At 57.5% G+C, this 17,232-nt stretch carries 15 protein-coding genes; 9 read left to right on the top strand and 6 right to left on the bottom strand.

The features are described 5' to 3' along the window. The first annotated feature begins 24 nt into the window (after positions 1-24). The 9 genes from Q9245_RS07045 to slmA all read left to right on the top strand — a co-directional run bounded on the left by Q9245_RS07045 (position 25) and on the right by slmA (position 8,556). Complete coding sequence (locus Q9245_RS07045; RefSeq protein WP_305897190.1) at positions 25-2,349, top strand: LPS-assembly protein LptD; 2,325 nt, start codon at positions 25-27, stop codon at positions 2,347-2,349. Positions 2,350-2,417: 68 nt separating this feature from the next. Continuing rightward, positions 2,418-3,761, top strand: a complete 1,344-nt coding sequence (locus Q9245_RS07040; protein ID WP_305896460.1) for a peptidylprolyl isomerase — start codon at positions 2,418-2,420, stop codon at positions 3,759-3,761. Further along, positions 3,758-4,768 carry a 4-hydroxythreonine-4-phosphate dehydrogenase PdxA gene (pdxA, locus tag Q9245_RS07035; protein ID WP_305896459.1) on the top strand — a complete coding sequence of 337 codons (1,011 nt, stop codon included), beginning with the start codon at positions 3,758-3,760 and terminating at the stop codon, positions 4,766-4,768. The genes Q9245_RS07040 and pdxA overlap by 4 nt, the downstream gene beginning before the upstream one ends. Then, the gene (rsmA, locus tag Q9245_RS07030) at positions 4,765-5,595 is read left to right on the top strand and encodes a 16S rRNA (adenine(1518)-N(6)/adenine(1519)-N(6))-dimethyltransferase RsmA (RefSeq protein WP_305896458.1); all 831 of its coding nucleotides are present in this window, start codon (positions 4,765-4,767) and stop codon (positions 5,593-5,595) included. Before pdxA ends, rsmA begins: the two co-directional genes overlap by 4 nt. Then, positions 5,588-6,391: a symmetrical bis(5'-nucleosyl)-tetraphosphatase gene (locus Q9245_RS07025; protein WP_305896457.1), complete on the top strand. Its 804-nt coding sequence runs from the start codon at positions 5,588-5,590 to the stop codon at positions 6,389-6,391. Before rsmA ends, Q9245_RS07025 begins: the two co-directional genes overlap by 8 nt. Positions 6,392-6,455: 64 nt before the next feature. Continuing rightward, entirely contained in the window at positions 6,456-6,776 is a 321-nt protein-coding gene (locus Q9245_RS07020) for a DUF423 domain-containing protein (RefSeq protein WP_305897189.1), read from the top strand. Between the two features lie 17 nt (positions 6,777-6,793). After that, complete coding sequence (gene thiS, locus Q9245_RS07015) at positions 6,794-6,994, top strand: sulfur carrier protein ThiS (RefSeq protein ID WP_305896456.1); 201 nt, start codon at positions 6,794-6,796, stop codon at positions 6,992-6,994. A gap of 81 nt (positions 6,995-7,075) precedes the next feature. Continuing rightward, positions 7,076-7,885 carry a thiazole synthase gene (locus Q9245_RS07010; RefSeq protein ID WP_199005877.1) on the top strand — a complete coding sequence of 270 codons (810 nt, stop codon included), beginning with the start codon at positions 7,076-7,078 and terminating at the stop codon, positions 7,883-7,885. An 83-nt stretch (positions 7,886-7,968) separates the two neighbouring features. After that, positions 7,969-8,556 carry a nucleoid occlusion factor SlmA gene (gene slmA / locus Q9245_RS07005; protein WP_305896455.1) on the top strand — a complete coding sequence of 196 codons (588 nt, stop codon included), beginning with the start codon at positions 7,969-7,971 and terminating at the stop codon, positions 8,554-8,556. A 12-nt stretch (positions 8,557-8,568) separates the two neighbouring features. Here the strand turns inward: slmA and Q9245_RS07000 are convergent, their stop codons facing one another. From Q9245_RS07000 to Q9245_RS06975, 6 genes are all read right to left on the bottom strand, one after another. Next, positions 8,569-9,393: an inositol monophosphatase family protein gene (locus tag Q9245_RS07000; RefSeq protein WP_305896454.1), complete on the bottom strand. Its 825-nt coding sequence runs from the start codon at positions 9,391-9,393 to the stop codon at positions 8,569-8,571. Between the two features lie 50 nt (positions 9,394-9,443). Continuing rightward, entirely contained in the window at positions 9,444-10,739 is a 1,296-nt protein-coding gene (locus Q9245_RS06995) for a pyridoxal phosphate-dependent aminotransferase (RefSeq protein WP_305896453.1), read from the bottom strand. Positions 10,740-10,848: 109 nt separating this feature from the next. Then, positions 10,849-12,165 carry a substrate-binding domain-containing protein gene (locus tag Q9245_RS06990; protein WP_305896452.1) on the bottom strand — a complete coding sequence of 439 codons (1,317 nt, stop codon included), beginning with the start codon at positions 12,163-12,165 and terminating at the stop codon, positions 10,849-10,851. 73 nt (positions 12,166-12,238) lie between these two features. Then, positions 12,239-12,550 (bottom strand): DUF3301 domain-containing protein, encoded by a 312-nt coding sequence (locus tag Q9245_RS06985; RefSeq protein ID WP_114334669.1) that lies wholly within the window; start codon positions 12,548-12,550, stop codon positions 12,239-12,241. A 155-nt stretch (positions 12,551-12,705) separates the two neighbouring features. Then, entirely contained in the window at positions 12,706-15,786 is a 3,081-nt protein-coding gene (locus Q9245_RS06980) for an efflux RND transporter permease subunit (RefSeq protein WP_305896451.1), read from the bottom strand. Next, positions 15,786-16,883 carry an efflux RND transporter periplasmic adaptor subunit gene (locus Q9245_RS06975; protein ID WP_305896450.1) on the bottom strand — a complete coding sequence of 366 codons (1,098 nt, stop codon included), beginning with the start codon at positions 16,881-16,883 and terminating at the stop codon, positions 15,786-15,788. Before Q9245_RS06975 ends, Q9245_RS06980 begins: the two co-directional genes overlap by 1 nt. Between the last annotated feature and the right edge of the window lie 349 nt (positions 16,884-17,232).

Here is a 17,232-nt window from a genome sequence, read left to right as displayed (position 1 = left end):
CGTTTAACCGGGCTTTTGCTGGCAATGGTTGTTGCGCCAGTGGCCTCTATCGCAGAAGAGCAGGGCGGCCAAGCGCCGAGCGCGGCCGAGATGGATTGGCGCCCCAGAAGCGAGCTGCCCCCGGAAGTTCAGGCTCAAGTTCCGGTGTTTTGCGCCGGCGGTTATCTTCCGTCTACCACTGCGAGTAGCCAGATGCCGATGTTGCCGGGCGGTGCGGTGGCCGACCAGCCTCTGGAAGCCAGCGCACTGGATGCCCGTTACGAGGTGGATACCGAACTGTATCTGAAAGGCGATGTGCGCCTGCGCCAAGGCAGTTTTCAGGCCTCAGGCTCGGAGGCCCGCTATAACACTCAATCCGGCCAGTTGAGTTTGCAAGGCCCCATGGTCAGTCGCGGCGAAGGTTTTTTGCTGACCGGTGAGAACGCTCATTATTCGGCCGATTCCGGCCAACTGGATATCAACACCGCTACCTTTTTGTTGCACCAGTCTGAGTTGCGTGGCGAGGCGTCTTCGTTGTCGCGGGTGGGTGAGAATCAGGTGGTGATCACCGATGGTTTGATCACCACTTGCGGTCCGGGTGAGAACGATTGGGCCATAGTGGCTTCCGATATCGAGCTGGATCAGGCCGAAGGCTTTGGCACGGCAAAGCACGTGAGGCTCGAAGTGCTGGATGCGCCGGTGTTTTATTGGCCTTACATTACGTTCCCCATCGATGATCGCCGCAAGACCGGTTTTCTGTACCCGCAATTCGGTTCGTCAAGCGCGGGCAGCGGTGCCTTCTTCGCGCTGCCTTATTACCTGAATCTGGCGCCTCATTACGACGCGACGCTCACGCCTCAGTATATTCATGGCCGCGGCCTGTTCACCGAGGCAGAAGGCCGTTACCTGAGCCGGTATGGCGAGTCGGTCCTGCAGCTGGGTTACATCAATGAGGATTCCGCCTACCAAGACGAAGTTGCCGGTGCCGACGGTGAACGCTGGGCGCTGGATTTTTCCACCCGTGCCAGTTTCGGTGGCGGTTGGCGGGGCTACGGCGATTTCTCTGTGGTGTCGGATGATGATTATCTGAGTGATTTGAACCGCTCGCTGGAAATTGACCAAACCACTCACCTGCAGCGCCGTGGCGGGGTGAGTTATTCCGATCAGTACCAATATTTCGATGCCTATCTGAACGATTATCAAACCGTGGCCGAACGCATTGCTGACGTGAACAAACCCTACGCTCAGTTACCGGAAGTGCTGTACGCAGGAGCGGTCGATGTGGGCGCGTTTCAGACCGGAATCGAGAGCCAGTACACCTGGTTCTACCGGGATAACGACAGCCTGACCGGCCTGGATAAGGCCAACGGTCACCGCCTGCGGGCCATTCCCGAACTGGCGTTGCCAATGCGAGCGCTGTGGGGTTTCAGCCGGCCCTCGGTGAGCCTCGACTACACCCGTTATGAGCTGGAAGATTACACTCTGGCGGACAGCAGTATCGACCGCACGGTGCCGGTGTTCGAGTGGGATAACGGGTTGTATTTTGATCGCCGCTCGAGCTTGTTCGATATTCCTTACAATCAAACGCTGGAGCCGCGCCTGTACTACGCTTGGGCCGATGCCGACGCGGATCAGAATGACCTCCCGGATTTCGATTCCGATGTGAAAAGTTTTCGCTTTGATCAGTTGTTCGAGCGCAACCGCTTTAACGGCGGCGACCGGGTAGGCGACGCGAACCAGCTGACCGTGGCCCTGACCAGCCGCTTCAACGATCTGGTCACCGGTGCCGAGCGCGCACGGATCAGTATCGGCCAGATTCGCTACTTTGATGACCGGGAAGTGAATTTGTTTGGCGAGGGTGCGTCGGATCGTGCTAATTCGCCGCTGGCGGGCGAGTTGGTATTGAACCCGTTGGATAATCTGGAAATTCGCACTTCGGGTCTGTGGGACCACGACACCCAGAAAACCGAAGAGGGGCGTAGCCAGCTGATCTTCCATTCCGAGGATTATCGTTACCTGGCCACCTTGGGGCATACCTACAGCCGCCCGGATGAACTTGAACAAACCGATATTGGCACGGTATTCCCGGTAACCAATAAACTCAGCGCCATTGGCCGCTGGGTGTGGGACTCGGAACTCGACCGCACGGTGGGGTCGTTGGCGGGTCTCGAATATAACAACTGCTGCTGGAGTTTCCAGGTGGTGCACCAGAACTACCTGACCGATGACCAACAACTGGATACCCGCTTGCTGTTCCGCATTGAGCTGAAAGGGCTTGGCGGCAGCGGCGGTGCATCTGACAGCATCGGTGATGCGATTTACGGTTATGACGAGCGCGAACGGCGCCGTTTTGGAACTACGTACCGTTAAAACGAACTAAGGCTGTTAACCCTGACGCACGCCGGGGCGGCTGAGAATCTATAAACCAAGAGGTGACTATGAAGGCGACTGTACGCCACGGACTGACTCTGCTGTTGGCACTGACCATGATGGCCTTGTCGGTGGCAGCCCAAGCGGAACGAAAAGTATTGGATCGTGTGGTAGCCATTGTCGATGACGGTGTGATTCTGCAAACCGAGCTGGAAGCACGATTGAACACCATCATCGGCCGTTTGAGCACTCAGGGCACAGGCTTGCCGCCTCGCAAGATGCTGGAAGAGCGAGTGCTTGAACAGTTGATTGTAGAGTCGGTTCAGCTACAAATGGCCGACAAGATGGGCATGCGGATCAGCGATAACGAGCTGAACGAAACCCTGCGAAACATTGCAGCCAGCAACGGCCTGACGCTGGCCCAGTTTGAGGAGCAGCTGGCGGAAGAAGGGGTTACCTACCGCCAGGCTCGGGAACAGATTCGTAATGAAATGCTGACCAGCCGCGTGCAGCAAAGCCGGGTGGGTAACCGTATTCGGATTACCGACCGCGAAGTGGAAAACTACCTGCAGGCCCAGAAAGCGTCCGGCAGCCAAGGGGCTGAATACCGGTTGGCGTACATCTTTATTCAGGTGGACGATCCCGGTAACGAAGCCTCGGTAAGCGAAGCCCGTGATACGGCTCAGCGATTGCGCCAGCAAATCGTGAATGGCCGGGACTTCCGGGAAGTAGCGGTTGCGGAATCTGACGCCAGCAACGCCCTTGAGGGTGGTGACATGGGCTGGCGCGCCGAAAGCCAGCTGCCTTCACTGGTGGCTCCGGTGGTACCGAATCTGGAAGTCGGGGCGCCCTCTGACGTGCTGGAAAACAACAGCGGCTTCCATCTGGTGATGGTGATGGACAAGCGCGGTGGAGAGCAGCAAACCTTTATTGAACAGCATAAAGCCCGCCATATTCTGATTCGCCCTTCCGAGGCCGTGACCGAAGCGGAAGCCGAGCGCAAGGTTCGCGACATCTACCAGCAGCTGCAGAACGGCGCCGATTTTGAAGAGCTGGCGCGTAAAGAATCCGATGACCCGGTGTCCGGGTCTGACGGCGGGAATCTGGGCTGGGTCAGCCCCGGCCAGATGGTACCCGAATTTGAGAAGGGCATGATCGACGCCGAGATTGGCGAAGTGTACGGCCCGGTTCGTTCGCAGTTTGGCTGGCACCTGATTTTGGTGGAAGAGCGCCGGAATCAGGACGTGACGGCAGAGAGTCGTGCGTCGAAAGCGCGTCAGGCGATTTACATGCGCAAGTTCGAAACCGAGTTGCAGAACTGGTTGCGGGAGATTCGCGACGAAGCCTTTATTGAATTCAAAGGCGAGTACGCTGATATGAACGAAAGCAGCGAGGCAGAAGAGGCATCATGACGAAACCGGTCATTCTGGCACTGACCGCCGGCGAGCCGGCCGGAATCGGGCCGGAGCTGTGCTTGCAGCTGGTGGGTGAAAACCGGGCTGCCGGCATTGTGGTGATCGCCGGGAAAAACCTGATGGAGCAGCGTGCCCGGCAACTGGGTCTTGCGGTGCAGTTGCACGAATGGCAGCCGGGTATGCTGCCGGAAACTCGCGCAGGCCACTTGTCGGTGTGCCATGTAGAGGGTTGCGAACATACGCAAGCTGGCGTGCTGAACACGGGCAACAGTCAGTATGTGCTGGATACGCTGACGCTGGCAGCCCAAGGTTGCCTGAACGGCGATTTTGACGGCATGGTGACCGCGCCGGTGCATAAAGGCGTGATCAACGAAGCCGGTATTGCGTTCAGTGGCCATACCGAATTCCTGCAGGAATTATGCGGCGTTGAGCGGGTGGTGATGATGCTGGCCACGGAAGAGCTCCGGGTTGCTCTGGTAACCACTCACTTACCTCTGAAAGACGTATCGGCGGCAATTACCCCGGAACGTTTGACGCAGGTAACGCGCATTCTGAACGCCGATCTGAAAACCTTCTTCGGGATTGAGCAGCCTCGCATTCTGGTCACCGGGCTGAACCCCCATGCCGGCGAAGGCGGCCATCTGGGCCGGGAAGAAATTGACGTGATTGAGCCCACGCTGGATCAGCTACGCCAGGAAAACATTCAACTGACCGGCCCGCTGCCGGCAGATACCTTATTCACACCGCATTGGTTGAACGATGCCGATGCGGTACTTGCCATGTACCACGATCAGGGCCTGCCGGTGCTGAAATATCAGGGCTTTGGCCGTGCCGTCAACATTACCTTGGGGCTGCCGATTGTGCGCACCTCGGTAGACCACGGCACCGCTCTGGACCTGGCGGGCACCGGAAATGCCGATGCTGGCAGCCTGCACACAGCCATTCGCGTGGGTGAACACATGGCCCGTTGCCGTCAGGCAGCTTCAGCCGGAGAGCATGAATGAGTAACCAACATGGCCACAAGGCCCGCAAACGCTTCGGCCAGAACTTTTTGCACGATCCGGGCGTGATCGAAAAGATCGTCCGCTCGATCAACCCGAAGCCCGAAGACGTGATCGTTGAGATTGGCCCGGGTTTGGGTGCGATTACCGAAGAAATTCTGGCGATCAACCCGCGCTTGCAGGTGGTTGAGCTCGACCGTGATTTGATTCCGGTACTGCGGACCAAGTTTTTCAACTACCCGGATTTCAAGATCCACGAAGCTGACGCGCTCAGCTTTGATTTCGGCCAGCTGGCAACCGACCGCCCGTTGCGTATTGTGGGTAACTTGCCATACAACATTTCGACCCCGCTGATTTTCCACTTGTTGGCTCAGGCCGGCGTGGTGCAAGACATGCACTTCATGCTGCAAAAAGAAGTGGTGCAGCGCCTGGCCGCGGTGCCGGGTGACAACAACTACGGCCGCTTGGGCATCATGGCCCAGTATTTCTGCAAAGTGCAGCCGTTGTTTGAAGTGGGGCCGGGCGCCTTCCGGCCGGCTCCGAAGGTGGATTCCGCGATTGTTCGGCTGGTGCCCCACAAAGAGCTGCCACACCCGGCCAAGGATTTGAAAACCCTTCAGTCGGTGGTTCGCACGGCGTTCAATGCCCGCCGTAAAACCCTGCGTAAGGCGCTGGGGGCGATGGTAACGGTCGAGCAATTGCAGTCGCTGGATATCAACGACGGCTTGCGCCCGGAGAACCTGAGCCTGGCCGATTACGTGCGTATTGCTGACCTGCTGGCGGATTCGAAATCGTCGAACGGCAATTCAGAAGAGGTAAGTAATGACTGACTACGCCATTGGCGATATTCAGGGTTGCTATGAGCGATTGCGGGATGTGTTGGCCACGGTCGATTTCTCGCCCTCGCGGGACCGGCTGTGGGTAGCCGGGGATTTGATCAATCGCGGGCCTTCCTCGCTGGCCACTTTGCGATACCTCGAAGGTTTGGGTGATGCCACCAAGGTGGTGCTGGGCAACCACGACCTGCATCTGCTGGCGGTGGCTTTGGGTGGCCATAGCCCGAAGAAAAAAGACACGCTGCACGACATTCTGGATGCGCCGGCTTGTGATCGCTTGGTGCAGTGGCTCAGACAACAGCCTTTGTGTGTTCACGATGCCGACCGAAACCTGGTCATGACTCACGCCGGCTTGCCCCATATTTGGGGTGTTGAACAGGCGGTGGCCTATGCCCGTGAAGTGGAAGCGGTTATTCAGGGCAGTGATGCCGGCGAGTACTTCAGCCAAATGTATGGCAATAAGCCCGAGCGCTGGTGTGATACCCTCTCTGGCATGGACCGTTGGCGAGTGATTACTAACTACTTCACCCGTATGCGTTTTATTGCGCAGGACGGTAGCCTGGAGCTAACGGCGAAAGAATCGGCGGACACCGCACCGGAAGGGTACGCGCCCTGGTTCAGCTACCCTCGGCAGGATGATGTGCAGGTGATCTTCGGCCACTGGGCGGCCATTGAAGGCGATACTGGTAGTGACCGCTTTATCGGGCTGGATACCGGTTGTGTGTGGGGCGGAGCCCTGACGCTGATGAACCTCAATACCGGGGAGAAAGTGCACTGTGATTGCAGTTAGCCCTAAAACCATTGTGTTGCGCTGGGCCTTGGTGGCCGGTGCCTTTGCAGGCTTGTTGGCGGTGATGGCGGGTGCGTTTGGTGCTCATGGCCTGCGCCATGTTGTCAGCGAGCGTGGGTTGGAAGTGTTCCAGACCGCCGTCAGTTATCAGATGTACCACGCGTTGGCGTTAGTGGTTGCGAGTTTGATGCCCGCGCTACGCCTGAATCACCGCTTGCTGACCATTGCCTGTGGTTTTTGGTTGGCAGGCATTTTTCTGTTTAGCGGCAGCCTGTACCTGTTGGTGCTGACCGGTGCCCATTGGCTGGGGCCGGTCACTCCGATGGGCGGGGTGTGCCTGATGATTGGTTGGGCGCTGCTGGCTGCAGCAGCGTTGAAACGATGATGGAGACGAGCAGAGCTATGCAGGTTCAGGTTAATGGAGAAGTGATGGAGCTCCCCAGCGGAGTGACCATTTCGGCTTTGATTGAACACCTTGCGCTGACCGGAAAACGGGTCGCAGTTGAGGTGAACGAGGACATCGTGCCTCGTAGCAAGCATGCGGAATTTGCCCTCACTGAAAACGATCGGGTAGAGCTTGTGCATGCCATTGGTGGTGGTTGATTCCACCACCAATGTGGTCAGCCCCCGCCAGGTTCACGAACCGTGAACGCCCCTTCTTTTTTCATACAACTCAGGTAGGTTATGACAGATACACCGGAAATCCAGCTCCCCGAAGATAAGCCTCTGGAAATTGCAGGCAAGGTATACCAGTCCCGTCTATTGGTGGGGACAGGAAAGTACAACGACCTGATGGAAACTGGTCACGCCATTGAGACCAGTGGGGCAGAGATTGTGACGGTGGCCGTGCGTCGTACCAATCTCGGGCAGAATCCGGATGAGCCGAATCTGCTGGATGTGATTTCGCCAGACAGCTACACCATTTTGCCGAACACCGCCGGTTGCTACACCGCGAAAGACGCCGTGCGCACCTGCAAGCTGGCCCGTGAACTGCTCGATGGCCGCGATCTGGTGAAGCTGGAAGTCCTGGGTGAGCACAAAACCCTGTACCCGAACATGCCGGAAACCCTGGCCGCCGCCGAAGAGCTGATCAAAGACGGCTTCAAGGTGATGGTGTATTGCTCGGATGACCCGCTGCTGGCGATGCGTCTGGAGGAAATGGGCTGTGTGGCTATCATGCCGCTGGGTGCGCCGATTGGCTCCGGGTTGGGCATTCAGAATCGCTACAACATTCGTTTGATTGTGGAAAACGCCAAGGTGCCGGTACTGGTTGATGCCGGTGTCGGAACGGCTTCGGATGCCACCATCGCGATGGAGCTGGGTTGTGACGGTGTGTTGATGAACACCGCCATCGCCCAGGCCAAAGATCCGATCAGAATGGCAAACGCCATGCGTTTGGCCATCGAATCCGGCCGCGAGGCGTATCTGGCAGGCCGTATGCCGAAGAAGCTGTACGCCAGTGCGTCGTCACCGATTGACGGCACTTTCTTCTAAGCCTTGTCTTTCACGACCCTCTCCCGTTCGAGGAGAGGGCGTATAAAATTAAAAACAGATTTCCAGAGCGCTGTAATCCCGATATGACCAAACCAAAACCCAGCCGGCGGGAGACCATCCTGCAGGCTCTTGTTGAATTGCTGCAAAAAGATCCGGGTGCCCGCATTACCACAGCCGGCTTGGCGAAATCCGTCGGCGTGACCGAGGCGGCCTTGTACCGGCATTTTCCCAGCAAACGGAAGATGTTCGAGGCCTTGATCGAGTTTGCGGAAGACGCGGTGTTTTCCCGTTGTCAGGTGGTCCTGCAGGAGCAGGACGATGTGCGTGTGCGCCTGCAGCAGATTGTGCATCTGGTGCTGGTGTTCTCGGAACGGAACCCGGGCCTGTGTTGTGTGCTGACCGGCGATGCTTTGATGGGCGAAGACGAGTCACTGCGCAAGCGCGCGTCCCAGTTTTTTGAGCGGCTGGAAACCCAGTTGCGCCAGTCGCTGAAGGAAGGGGAAATCCGGCAGGGCTTGCGCCCGCGCACCAGTGCGGCCCGCGGCGCTGATTTTGTGATGGTGTTTCTGGAAGGGCGCATTCAACGCTTTGTGCGTTCGTCGTTCTCCCGACTTCCCAGCGCAGACTTCGACGAAGCCTGGGCCTTGGTCGCTGAGTCTATCTGGGGCTGATCCCGCCCCGGCTTACTCGTAGCCGGAGGCGGTGCGAAGAATTGACCGTACCGGCTGCCACACCTCGGGTGCCGAGATGAGAATGTCCCGGCCCCAGAGATCGGCCGGGTAGTCTGCCGGTACCTCGCCGAAATGGCCTACGGTTGCGCCCGCTTCCCAGGCGATCAGGCGCGCCGCCGCGAAATCCCACGGGCTGACGTTTTCGTAGTAAATATCCAGCCGGCCGCAGGCCACCCAGCAAATATCCAGTGCGGCAGAGCCAATTCGGCGCAGGTCGCGACACTGGTGAATCATGGCATCCAGCCGTTTGATCAGAGGTTCCAGATGGTCTTTGGTGTACGGAAAGCCGGTGGCGAACAGGGACTGCCTTGGTGACGTGGCGCCGCTGTGCTGGATGGGCTTACCGTTTAATGTGGCGCCTTCGCCTTTGGTGGCCCGGAAGGTTTCACCGGGGAAGGGCGCATGCACCACGCCCACTTGCACCTGCCCGCGTTCGGCGTAAGCAATGGACACGGCTACCTGCGGGTGCCCGTAAGCGTAGTTCACGGTGCCGTCGATGGGGTCGATGATCCACAGCGGGGTATCCAGATGCTCGGCCTGAGTCAGGTCCGGCATGGTTTCTTCCGACAAGATGCGGTGGTTGGGGAAGCGTTCGCGAATGGCGTTGGTGATGAACTCATCAGCCAGAACGTCGGCGTGGGTGACCAGTTCGGTCTGGTCTTTGTAATCGGTGCGGAGAGTGCTTTCTTCCCGTTCTCGGCGGACCAGCTCTCCAGCCTCTTTGGCCAGTGCTTCGGCGAAATCGGTTATGTCGTGCAGAGACAGCGAATCAGACATGGCACCCTCGTGATGAATAAGTGAGGGTGCCAGTCTAACATGCCGGAGTGTTACAGGCTGTTCAGCCACTTCTCCATCTGGTCCATGGCCAGCACAATGCGCGGACACGCCTGATGAACAAAGTCATCCGCCAGTTCCTGACCGGCGTAATCGCCAGCGGCCAACGCCAGTGCCTGTGCACCGTCAAAATCGACAAACGCCAGACGAGCACCCATGTGATCCGGCACAAAACCGAAGTCACTGGCCGGCAGGATGGCTACGCCGGTGTGTTCCAGCAGCGCGGAACAGAACGCCTGCGAGGTTTTGATGTCCCGATTGGCCAAGCGTTCGCTAAAGCTCGAGAATTCCGGGAAGACGTAGAACGCACCCTCCGGCTTGCGCACGACCGCACCCATGTCACTCAGGCGACGGTGAACGTATTCACCCACCACTTTGAGTACCCGCCGTGAGTCATTCAGATAGGTGTTGATGTCTTCACCGCCGTTGAAGGCTGTGATGGCGGCATACTGGATAGGCGCCGCCGTTGAGGTGAAGGTCTCGCTGGCAATGATCGCCATGGCTTCCTGCAACGGACGCAGTTCGGGCGGGAAGATGAAGGTGCCCAGGCGCCAGCCACCGGCACCCAGCCATTTGCTCATGCCGGTGCTGATAATGGTGCCTTCCGGGTAGTAGCGGGCAATGGACTTATGCCGGCCTTCGAAGTGCACTTCGCCGTAGATTTCATCCGAGAGCAGAATCAGGTTGTACTTGCGCGCCACGTTGGCGATGGCCAGCAACTGGTCATCGGTGTAGGTGCAACCGGTCGGATTGGACGGGTAGTTCAGAATCAGGATGCGCGGCCGTGACGGGTCGTCCCGGCAGATAATATCCAGCTCTTCGGCGGTCAGTTGCCAGTTGTTTTCGGCATGGGTTGGCAGCCAATGAACCGAGCGGCCGATGATACGGGCCTGAGGTGCATAAGACACCCAGCTCGGGCGCGGGATCAGCAAATCGCCGTAGTAAGCGAGCTGGAGAATGAACAGCAGTTCCTTGGAGCCGGGGCCGATCAGTACGTCTTCCCAGCTGGAGCGCATGCGCTCATTGCGATTGATGTAGCCGGAGATGGCTTCACGCAGACCTTTAAGGCCCTTCACCGGAAGGTAGTCTTTCTCGTGGGCGTGTTCTTTCAGTGCTTCAACCACTCGCTCTGGCACCGGAAACGGCGACTGCCCCAGACCCAGTTTGATGATGTCTTTGCCTTCAGCGCGCAGCTGGTTGCTCTGCTCGTTAATACGAAGCGTTGCGGAGGGTTGAATGCCTCGAACGTTCAGGTTTATCGCGTAACGGTGATCGCTTTTTATGTCCATTGTCCCTGTCTATTGGTTGGTGGTGACAATGGCAGTATAGGCCCGCTGTGCGAGCCTGTGTTCGGCCTGAGCGTAGGGATTTCCCGCTACGCTGCTGGGAAGGTATTCGCTACCGGGACTTTATCCACACTTCCACACGCCCATTGCGTTGGTTGCCCGAACCGCCAACGGGCATGTAATCGCCATAGCCGGTGTAGGAAACATATCGAACGCCTACATGGTTCAAAGCGCGTCGAACCGATAACGCCCTCAGTTCGGAGATCATCTGTGCGCGCAGCTCATCGCTCTGGGCATCGGCAAAGCCGATGAGCAGCAGGTCGTCGGCAGAGCGATTGTGTTGCTGGAGAAAGTGTTTCACCCGCAGCAGGTCGCGGTGCGCTTTGTTGTCCAGTTTGGTGCGGCCCTCCGAAAACCGGAAGTTGACGGTCAAACGCTGGTAACTGCGAGTCAGGCGCTTGAAGCTTTCGGGCACTGAAGTGTCAAGCTCGGGTTTTACGGCGATCGGGTTCTGGGATACGAATCCGGAACTGGCCACCCGAGCCTGACCTTCCGAGCTCAGCGCATATTCGATCAATCCCTTGGCCAGCTCTGGTGTTTGCTCGCCCAGGGTGTACATGAACAGTCGCCGGGACAACGGGTAGTCCTCGCTGGCAACGGTGAGTTGGTTGGGTTTCAAAGCCGGGGCGTTACCTTCAGAAATGGCGAGCAGTTTGCTGTTGCGGACCGACGCCAGTCCGGTAAAACCAATGCTGTAGGGATCTCGGGATACGTCGTCCGACAACAGGTCGTTGGATTCGTAGCGCAGTGCAGAGGCGTGTAAGGGCGCGGATTTGTTGAGCACCAATGTTTTGAAGGTGTCCCAGGTGCCCGATCGCTCGTCTCGTGCGTACAGGCGAATGGGATTGTCGCGGCCGCCCAGTTCTGACCAGTTTCGGATTTCGCCACTGAACACTTTTCGGAGTGTTTCGATGCTCATCTGGCTGATCGGGTTTGATTGATGAACCAGAATGGCAAGGCCGTCGATGGCGATCACGTGTTCACTGGCAAGTCCTGTGAGGTCTGCGGTGTCGCTGACCTGTGCCACTTCGCCGGGGCGTGCCGGCCGGGAAGATGCCCAAATGTCGGCCTGACCATTTGCCAGCGTGCGAAAGCCCGTGCTGGAGCCGTGGGCGGCAACCAATACCGACAGTTTTTTGCCGTGTTGACGGGTAACCAGAATCTGCTCGTTTTCGCGGGATACCGGTTGGCGGAACACCTGATCGTCGCCCAGCTGCTCCAGATAACCTTCAACGAGTGAGGGAGCCAGAGAAGCACCGACGGTATTGGAACCATGAATTTCAAGTTCATGGGCAGATACCAGTGCGGGGAACGCGAGCACTGAACAGATCAGAAAAAGGAGGAAAGGAATTCGATTAGAAACAGCCATTTAAGAACATCCCTGAAGAACAGTTGCTATAGAGACAGGATGCTACAGAAATGTGACATTTATGTTGCAGGTATCAGAACTTGTGGGGTTCTAGCTCCATCTGGATGATCTTGCGACCGAGCATGATGATCCGGCCGGTGTAGCGTTCTTCACCGGTGGTGGTGAAGTCAAACAGAAACCGGCGCCAGACCCGAACGCTGCCAGTGTCATCACGCTTGAACCAGAGACCTCTGAGAAACACGGCGTCGTCCAGCAGCATAACGTCCATGGTTTTGCAGTAGCGGCGCGCGGCATCGAGTACAAAGTCTTTGATGGCTTTGGCTTGCCACCAATACCAGGCTGCGAAACCTGCGGTGAAAAGCCAGAAGAGGGTTCCGAGTGTCAAAGTGCTGGCGGCCCTGTTGGTGGTTTGGGGTGAACGGTCAATTAAGCCGGTAAAGCGCCAGACTACCTTATTGAGCCGGTTCGGGGAATTGTTGCGGGGGAAGGCGTTTGGCCGCCACCCGAAGCAATCAGCTTGGGTGGCGGCCAAATATCCGGTCAGCTAGTGCTCTTGGCGACCTCTTTTTCATTCTTGTATTCGTCACCGGCCTCGCCGTGATGATCACGGGCCAGCAGGATGTAGAACGCTGGCAGCACGAACACAGTGAACAAGGTACCAATGCCCAGACCGGCACTGATGGTCAGGCCAATGGCGAACCGGCTTTCTGCCCCGGGGCCCACGGCGATCAGCAGCGGCACCATCGCAAAGATCAGGGCCAGTGAGGTCATGATGATCGGGCGCAAACGAATGGCGGCAGCTTCGACCACGGCATCGACTTTGTTCAGGCCACGCTCTTTTTGCAGCTGGTTGGCGAATTCCACGATCAAGATACCGTTTTTGGACACCACCCCGATCAGCGTAATCAGTCCCACCTGGGTGTAGATGTTCATGGTGGCAAAGCCGAGCACGATAAACACCATGGCCCCGGCCACCGACATGGGGACAGAAACCAGAATGATGATCGGGTCGCGCCAGCTTTCAAACTGCGCTGCCAGTACCAGGTAAATCACCAGCAGCGACAGGAAGAAGGTCACCACCAGAGCACTGCCCTGGTTTGCCAGCTGGCGTGAGGCCCCGGTGTAGTCAAAGCTGAAGCCTTGCGGGAACACTTCTTCCGCGGTCTTCTCGATGAACTCCATCGCGGTGCCGGCGGCAACACCCGGCATCACCACGCCTTCCAGCGTCAGTGAATTTTGCTGGTTGAACTGGGTGCGGTTAGACGGTTCGACTTCTTCGGTGAAGCTGGCGACACTGGATAAGGGCACCAGTTCGCCGCTGCCGGTGCGAATGTAGTAGTCGTCCAGCGATTCCTTGCTGGGGCGGAACTGATCGTCAACCTGTGGAATCACCTGGTAGGAGCGGCCTTCCATGTTAAAGCGGTTGATGTAGCCACCGCTGAGCATGCTGGACAGCGATTGCCCGACTTCCTGCATCGACAGGCCCAGATCCGCGACACGGTCACGATCAATGTGAATTTTGGTGACCGGTTTGTCGAAGTTGATCGACTTCTTCAGGAACATGAAGTTGCCGCTCTGCATCGCCTTGCCGAGTATTTCGTCGGCTACCTGATCCAGCTGTTCGTAGGTACCGCCGGTACTGATCACGAACTGGAACGGCAGGCCGCCGCCGGAACCCGGCAATGAAGGCAGCGGGAATACCGCTGTCTGCAGGCCGGTGACCTTTTTCAGTTCGGCGTCCAGTTTTGGCTGAACCTCAAACTGGCTGACCTCACGTTCACTCCAGGGCGCCATTTTGAAGCCGCCAAAGACGGCGTTCGGGCTGGTGATGCCGATGATCATGAAGTCTTCTTTGTAGCCCGGCAGTTCTGTCATCCGTTCTTGTACTTCCTGACCGTGTTCAAGCAGGTAGTCCAAGGTGGATGTTTCGGGGCCCAGGCCCTGATGGAACAGGATGCCCTGATCTTCGGTCGGGGCCAGTTCGCTCTGACTCATCATTTGCATGAAGTAGATCGAGCCCAGCACCACCAGCGCGAAGAACACGACAACAGATTTGGTTTCCATCAGCGACGACAGCGCTGCTTTGTAGCCATTGGCGATGCCGTTGAAGAACTTCTCGACCAGCTGCTCGAACTTTCCGGGTTCGCCGTGGGGCTTCAATACCTTGGCGGACAACATCGGTGAAAGGGTCAGTGCGACGATACCGGAAATCACCACAGTGCCGGCCAGGGTGAACGCGAATTCGGTGAACAGCGAGCCAACCAGCCCGCCCATGAAACCGATGGGCACGTATACGGCCACCAAGGTGGTGGTCATGGCAATGATGGGGGTGGCCATTTCGCGGGCGCCGTTAATGGCGGCTTCAAACCGGGACTCACCTTGCTCGATGTGTCGGTGCACGTTTTCCACCATGATGATGGCGTCATCCACCACCAGACCGATCGCCAGAACCATCGACAGCAGGGTTAGCAGGTTCAGAGTGAAACCGAACATCAGCATGATGAACGCGCCACCGATCAAGGACAGCGGAACGGCAACGGATGGCACCACTGAGGCGCGGATCGATCCCAGACACAGGAACACCACTACCAGTACGATGATCATGGCTTCAATCAGAGTGCGTACCACCTCATTGATGGAGTCTTCGATGAAGTCCGAGGCATCGTACGCAAGGCGCACGCCCATACCGCTGGGCAGTTGGCTTTCAATATCCGGCAGTTCGGTTTTTACCAGATCGGCAACGGTGAGCGGGTTGGCGCCCGGCGCAATTTCGATGGCCACGTAGGTCGCCGGCTGACCTTTATACAGTGCAATCTTGTCGTAGGTCTGGGAGCCGAGTTCGACCCGGGCGATGTCCTGCAGGCGAATCAGGGTGCCGTTGGACTGCTTGACCACCAGATTGCGGAACGCATCCGGGTCGGCAATGTCGGTATCACTGGTCAGGCTGATCTCGGTGTATTTGCCGCGGGTTTTGCCCACAGCGGCCTGATAGTTGTTGGCTCTGAGCTTGGCGGCGACTTCGGTTGGCGTCAGATCCACCGCAGCCAGACGCTCAGGGTCCAGCCAAACCCGCAACGCGAAGGTTCGGCCCAGCAGCTGGGCTTTACCCACACCGGGCAGCGCCTGCAGTTTCGGCTGCACCACACGGGTCAGGTAATCGGTAATTTGCGGGACATCCAGCTCGGTGCTGTAGAACGCGATGTACATCAGCGCGGTGCTGTCACCGGTGGTTGAAGTAATCACCGGGTCCTGAGCTTCTGCCGGCAGCACGTTACGCTGACTGGCGACCTTGGCCTGAATTTCCGCCAGCGCGTCATTAGCGTCGTAGTTCAGCTCCATTTTGGCCTGAATGGTAGACACGCTTTGCGAGCTGGTGGAGGTCAGGTAATCGATGCCACTGGCTTCCGCAATGGCCTGCTGCAGGGGCGTGGTGATGAAGCCCTTGATCAGATCCGAGCTGGCACCGGGGTAGGACGTGGTGACGGTTACCGTGGTGCTTTCCAGTTTCGGGTACTGGCGGATTTCCATTTCCATGGCGGCCCGGGCACCCACCAACAGGATCAGCAAGCTGACCACTGTGGCGAGAACCGGCCGATGGACGAATATGTCGGTGAAACGCATTATTCAGACGCCTCCTTGTCGGATTCGTCCTGAATCTTGACGCGCTGGCCGGCGCGCAGTCTCAGCAAGCCTTTGGATACTACGGTTTCACCCGCTTCCAGGCCTGAGGTGATTGCGGTGCGGCCATTGCGAACTTCACCGGTGGTGACCGTGCGACGCTCGACGATCTGCTCGCCGTTGTCGTTTTCGGTCACCACAAACACGAAGTTGCCGTAGGTGTTGTAGGAGATCGCCGTACGAGGAAGCGTAACGACCTTATTTTCTCTGGGCTGGCCGGTCTGAATGGTCGCGAACATGCCCGGGCGCAGCAGGTGCTCATCATTGTTCAGTGTGGCGCGAATTCGCACGGTGCGGGTTTCCGGGCTGACCGAGGTGTTGATGGCGCTGACTGTTCCTTCAAACTTTTGCTCAGGTACGGCCGCAACCGTGACCGACACCGGGTAGCCACGGTCAACATTTGCCAGATGCTTCTCGGACAAGGTGTAGTCTACGTAGATGGGATTCAGCATGTTGACTTCGACAATCGGGCTGCCGGTAGGGAGGTATTCACCCTGGTTAACCATGCGAATGCCGAGTGTGCCGTCAAACGGCGCCCGAATGATCTTCTTGTCGCGCTGTGCTTGTGCTTCGTTGACGCGGGCATGAGCAGCGTCGTAGTTTGCTTTCGCGGTATCGTATTGAGACTGGGACACAGCGCGCTTGGGCAGAAGATCGGAAATACGCTTGAATTCCTGATCGGCCAGGCTTGCTTCTGCTTTGCGGGTGCGTAACGCAGCCTCGTCAATAGCGGCGTCCAGCTCAATCAGTACATCGCCTTTTTTAACGGTGTCGCCAGATTCGAAGTTGATGGTTTTGATCACTCCGGGCACTTCGTTGGAAACTGCAATGCCGTTTACAGCTTCGATGCTGCCTACGGCCTTGATAGATGGCTGCCAGTTCTCGGTTGTTGATTGAGTGACAGAGATGAGGGCCGGCGGTTGTGGCTGTGACAGCATCTCTTTCAGTTGGCCAAATTGCATGAACTTGTAGCCGAAGATGCCGCCGAGCACGACACCTAGAAAAATAATGGCGATGACAAAACGGGATGCGGTGCGCATAGATGAGTTCCTGGGGCTGGTTTCCTGATGCGTATTCCGTCGCCAAGACTATGAAAAGCGGAAGCTTGTTATGGCGAGCTCAGAGCTGATGACGTTTGCATTTAAAACAGACGCAAATGGTCAGTAAGCGTAGCGCGTAGCATGCTACAAAAGTTGTACGGTTTTGTCATTAACTTGGTTGCTTTATAAGACCATTTTTTGTGCAAATTAACGCCAGTTTCATCAATAGTAGGTGTAATTAAGTAATTTGGGGGCAGACGGCTGAATTTGATTCGTGCGTGACACCGCTGAACGCAGTACATTGGCTGTCAACCGTTGGCGTGATGATCCCCGAGCCGTGATAGGAGAA

The sequence above is a fragment of the Marinobacter sp. MDS2 genome (assembly GCF_030718085.1).
Lineage (GTDB): Bacteria > Pseudomonadota > Gammaproteobacteria > Pseudomonadales > Oleiphilaceae > Marinobacter.
Note: the sequence above shows the minus strand (reverse complement) of the source record. Positions and strands in the feature narration are given on the sequence as shown.

Excerpts from the sequence above, each read along its gene's own strand:
- Q9245_RS07045 (WP_305897190.1), top strand. The coding sequence starts at position 25 with ATGGTTGTTGCGCCAGTGGCCTCTATCGCAGAAGAGCAGGGCGGCCAA.
- Q9245_RS07040 (WP_305896460.1), top strand. The coding sequence starts at position 2,418 with ATGAAGGCGACTGTACGCCACGGACTGACTCTGCTGTTGGCACTGACC.
- pdxA (WP_305896459.1), top strand. The coding sequence starts at position 3,758 with ATGACGAAACCGGTCATTCTGGCACTGACCGCCGGCGAGCCGGCCGGA.
- rsmA (WP_305896458.1), top strand. The coding sequence starts at position 4,765 with ATGAGTAACCAACATGGCCACAAGGCCCGCAAACGCTTCGGCCAGAAC.
- Q9245_RS07025 (WP_305896457.1), top strand. The coding sequence starts at position 5,588 with ATGACTGACTACGCCATTGGCGATATTCAGGGTTGCTATGAGCGATTG.
- Q9245_RS07020 (WP_305897189.1), top strand. The coding sequence starts at position 6,456 with ATGGCGGGTGCGTTTGGTGCTCATGGCCTGCGCCATGTTGTCAGCGAG.
- thiS (WP_305896456.1), top strand. The coding sequence starts at position 6,794 with ATGCAGGTTCAGGTTAATGGAGAAGTGATGGAGCTCCCCAGCGGAGTG.
- Q9245_RS07010 (WP_199005877.1), top strand. The coding sequence starts at position 7,076 with ATGACAGATACACCGGAAATCCAGCTCCCCGAAGATAAGCCTCTGGAA.
- slmA (WP_305896455.1), top strand. The coding sequence starts at position 7,969 with ATGACCAAACCAAAACCCAGCCGGCGGGAGACCATCCTGCAGGCTCTT.
- Q9245_RS07000 (WP_305896454.1), bottom strand. The coding sequence starts at position 9,393 with ATGTCTGATTCGCTGTCTCTGCACGACATAACCGATTTCGCCGAAGCA.
- Q9245_RS06995 (WP_305896453.1), bottom strand. The coding sequence starts at position 10,739 with ATGGACATAAAAAGCGATCACCGTTACGCGATAAACCTGAACGTTCGA.
- Q9245_RS06990 (WP_305896452.1), bottom strand. The coding sequence starts at position 12,165 with ATGGCTGTTTCTAATCGAATTCCTTTCCTCCTTTTTCTGATCTGTTCA.
- Q9245_RS06980 (WP_305896451.1), bottom strand. The coding sequence starts at position 15,786 with ATGCGTTTCACCGACATATTCGTCCATCGGCCGGTTCTCGCCACAGTG.
- Q9245_RS06975 (WP_305896450.1), bottom strand. The coding sequence starts at position 16,883 with ATGCGCACCGCATCCCGTTTTGTCATCGCCATTATTTTTCTAGGTGTC.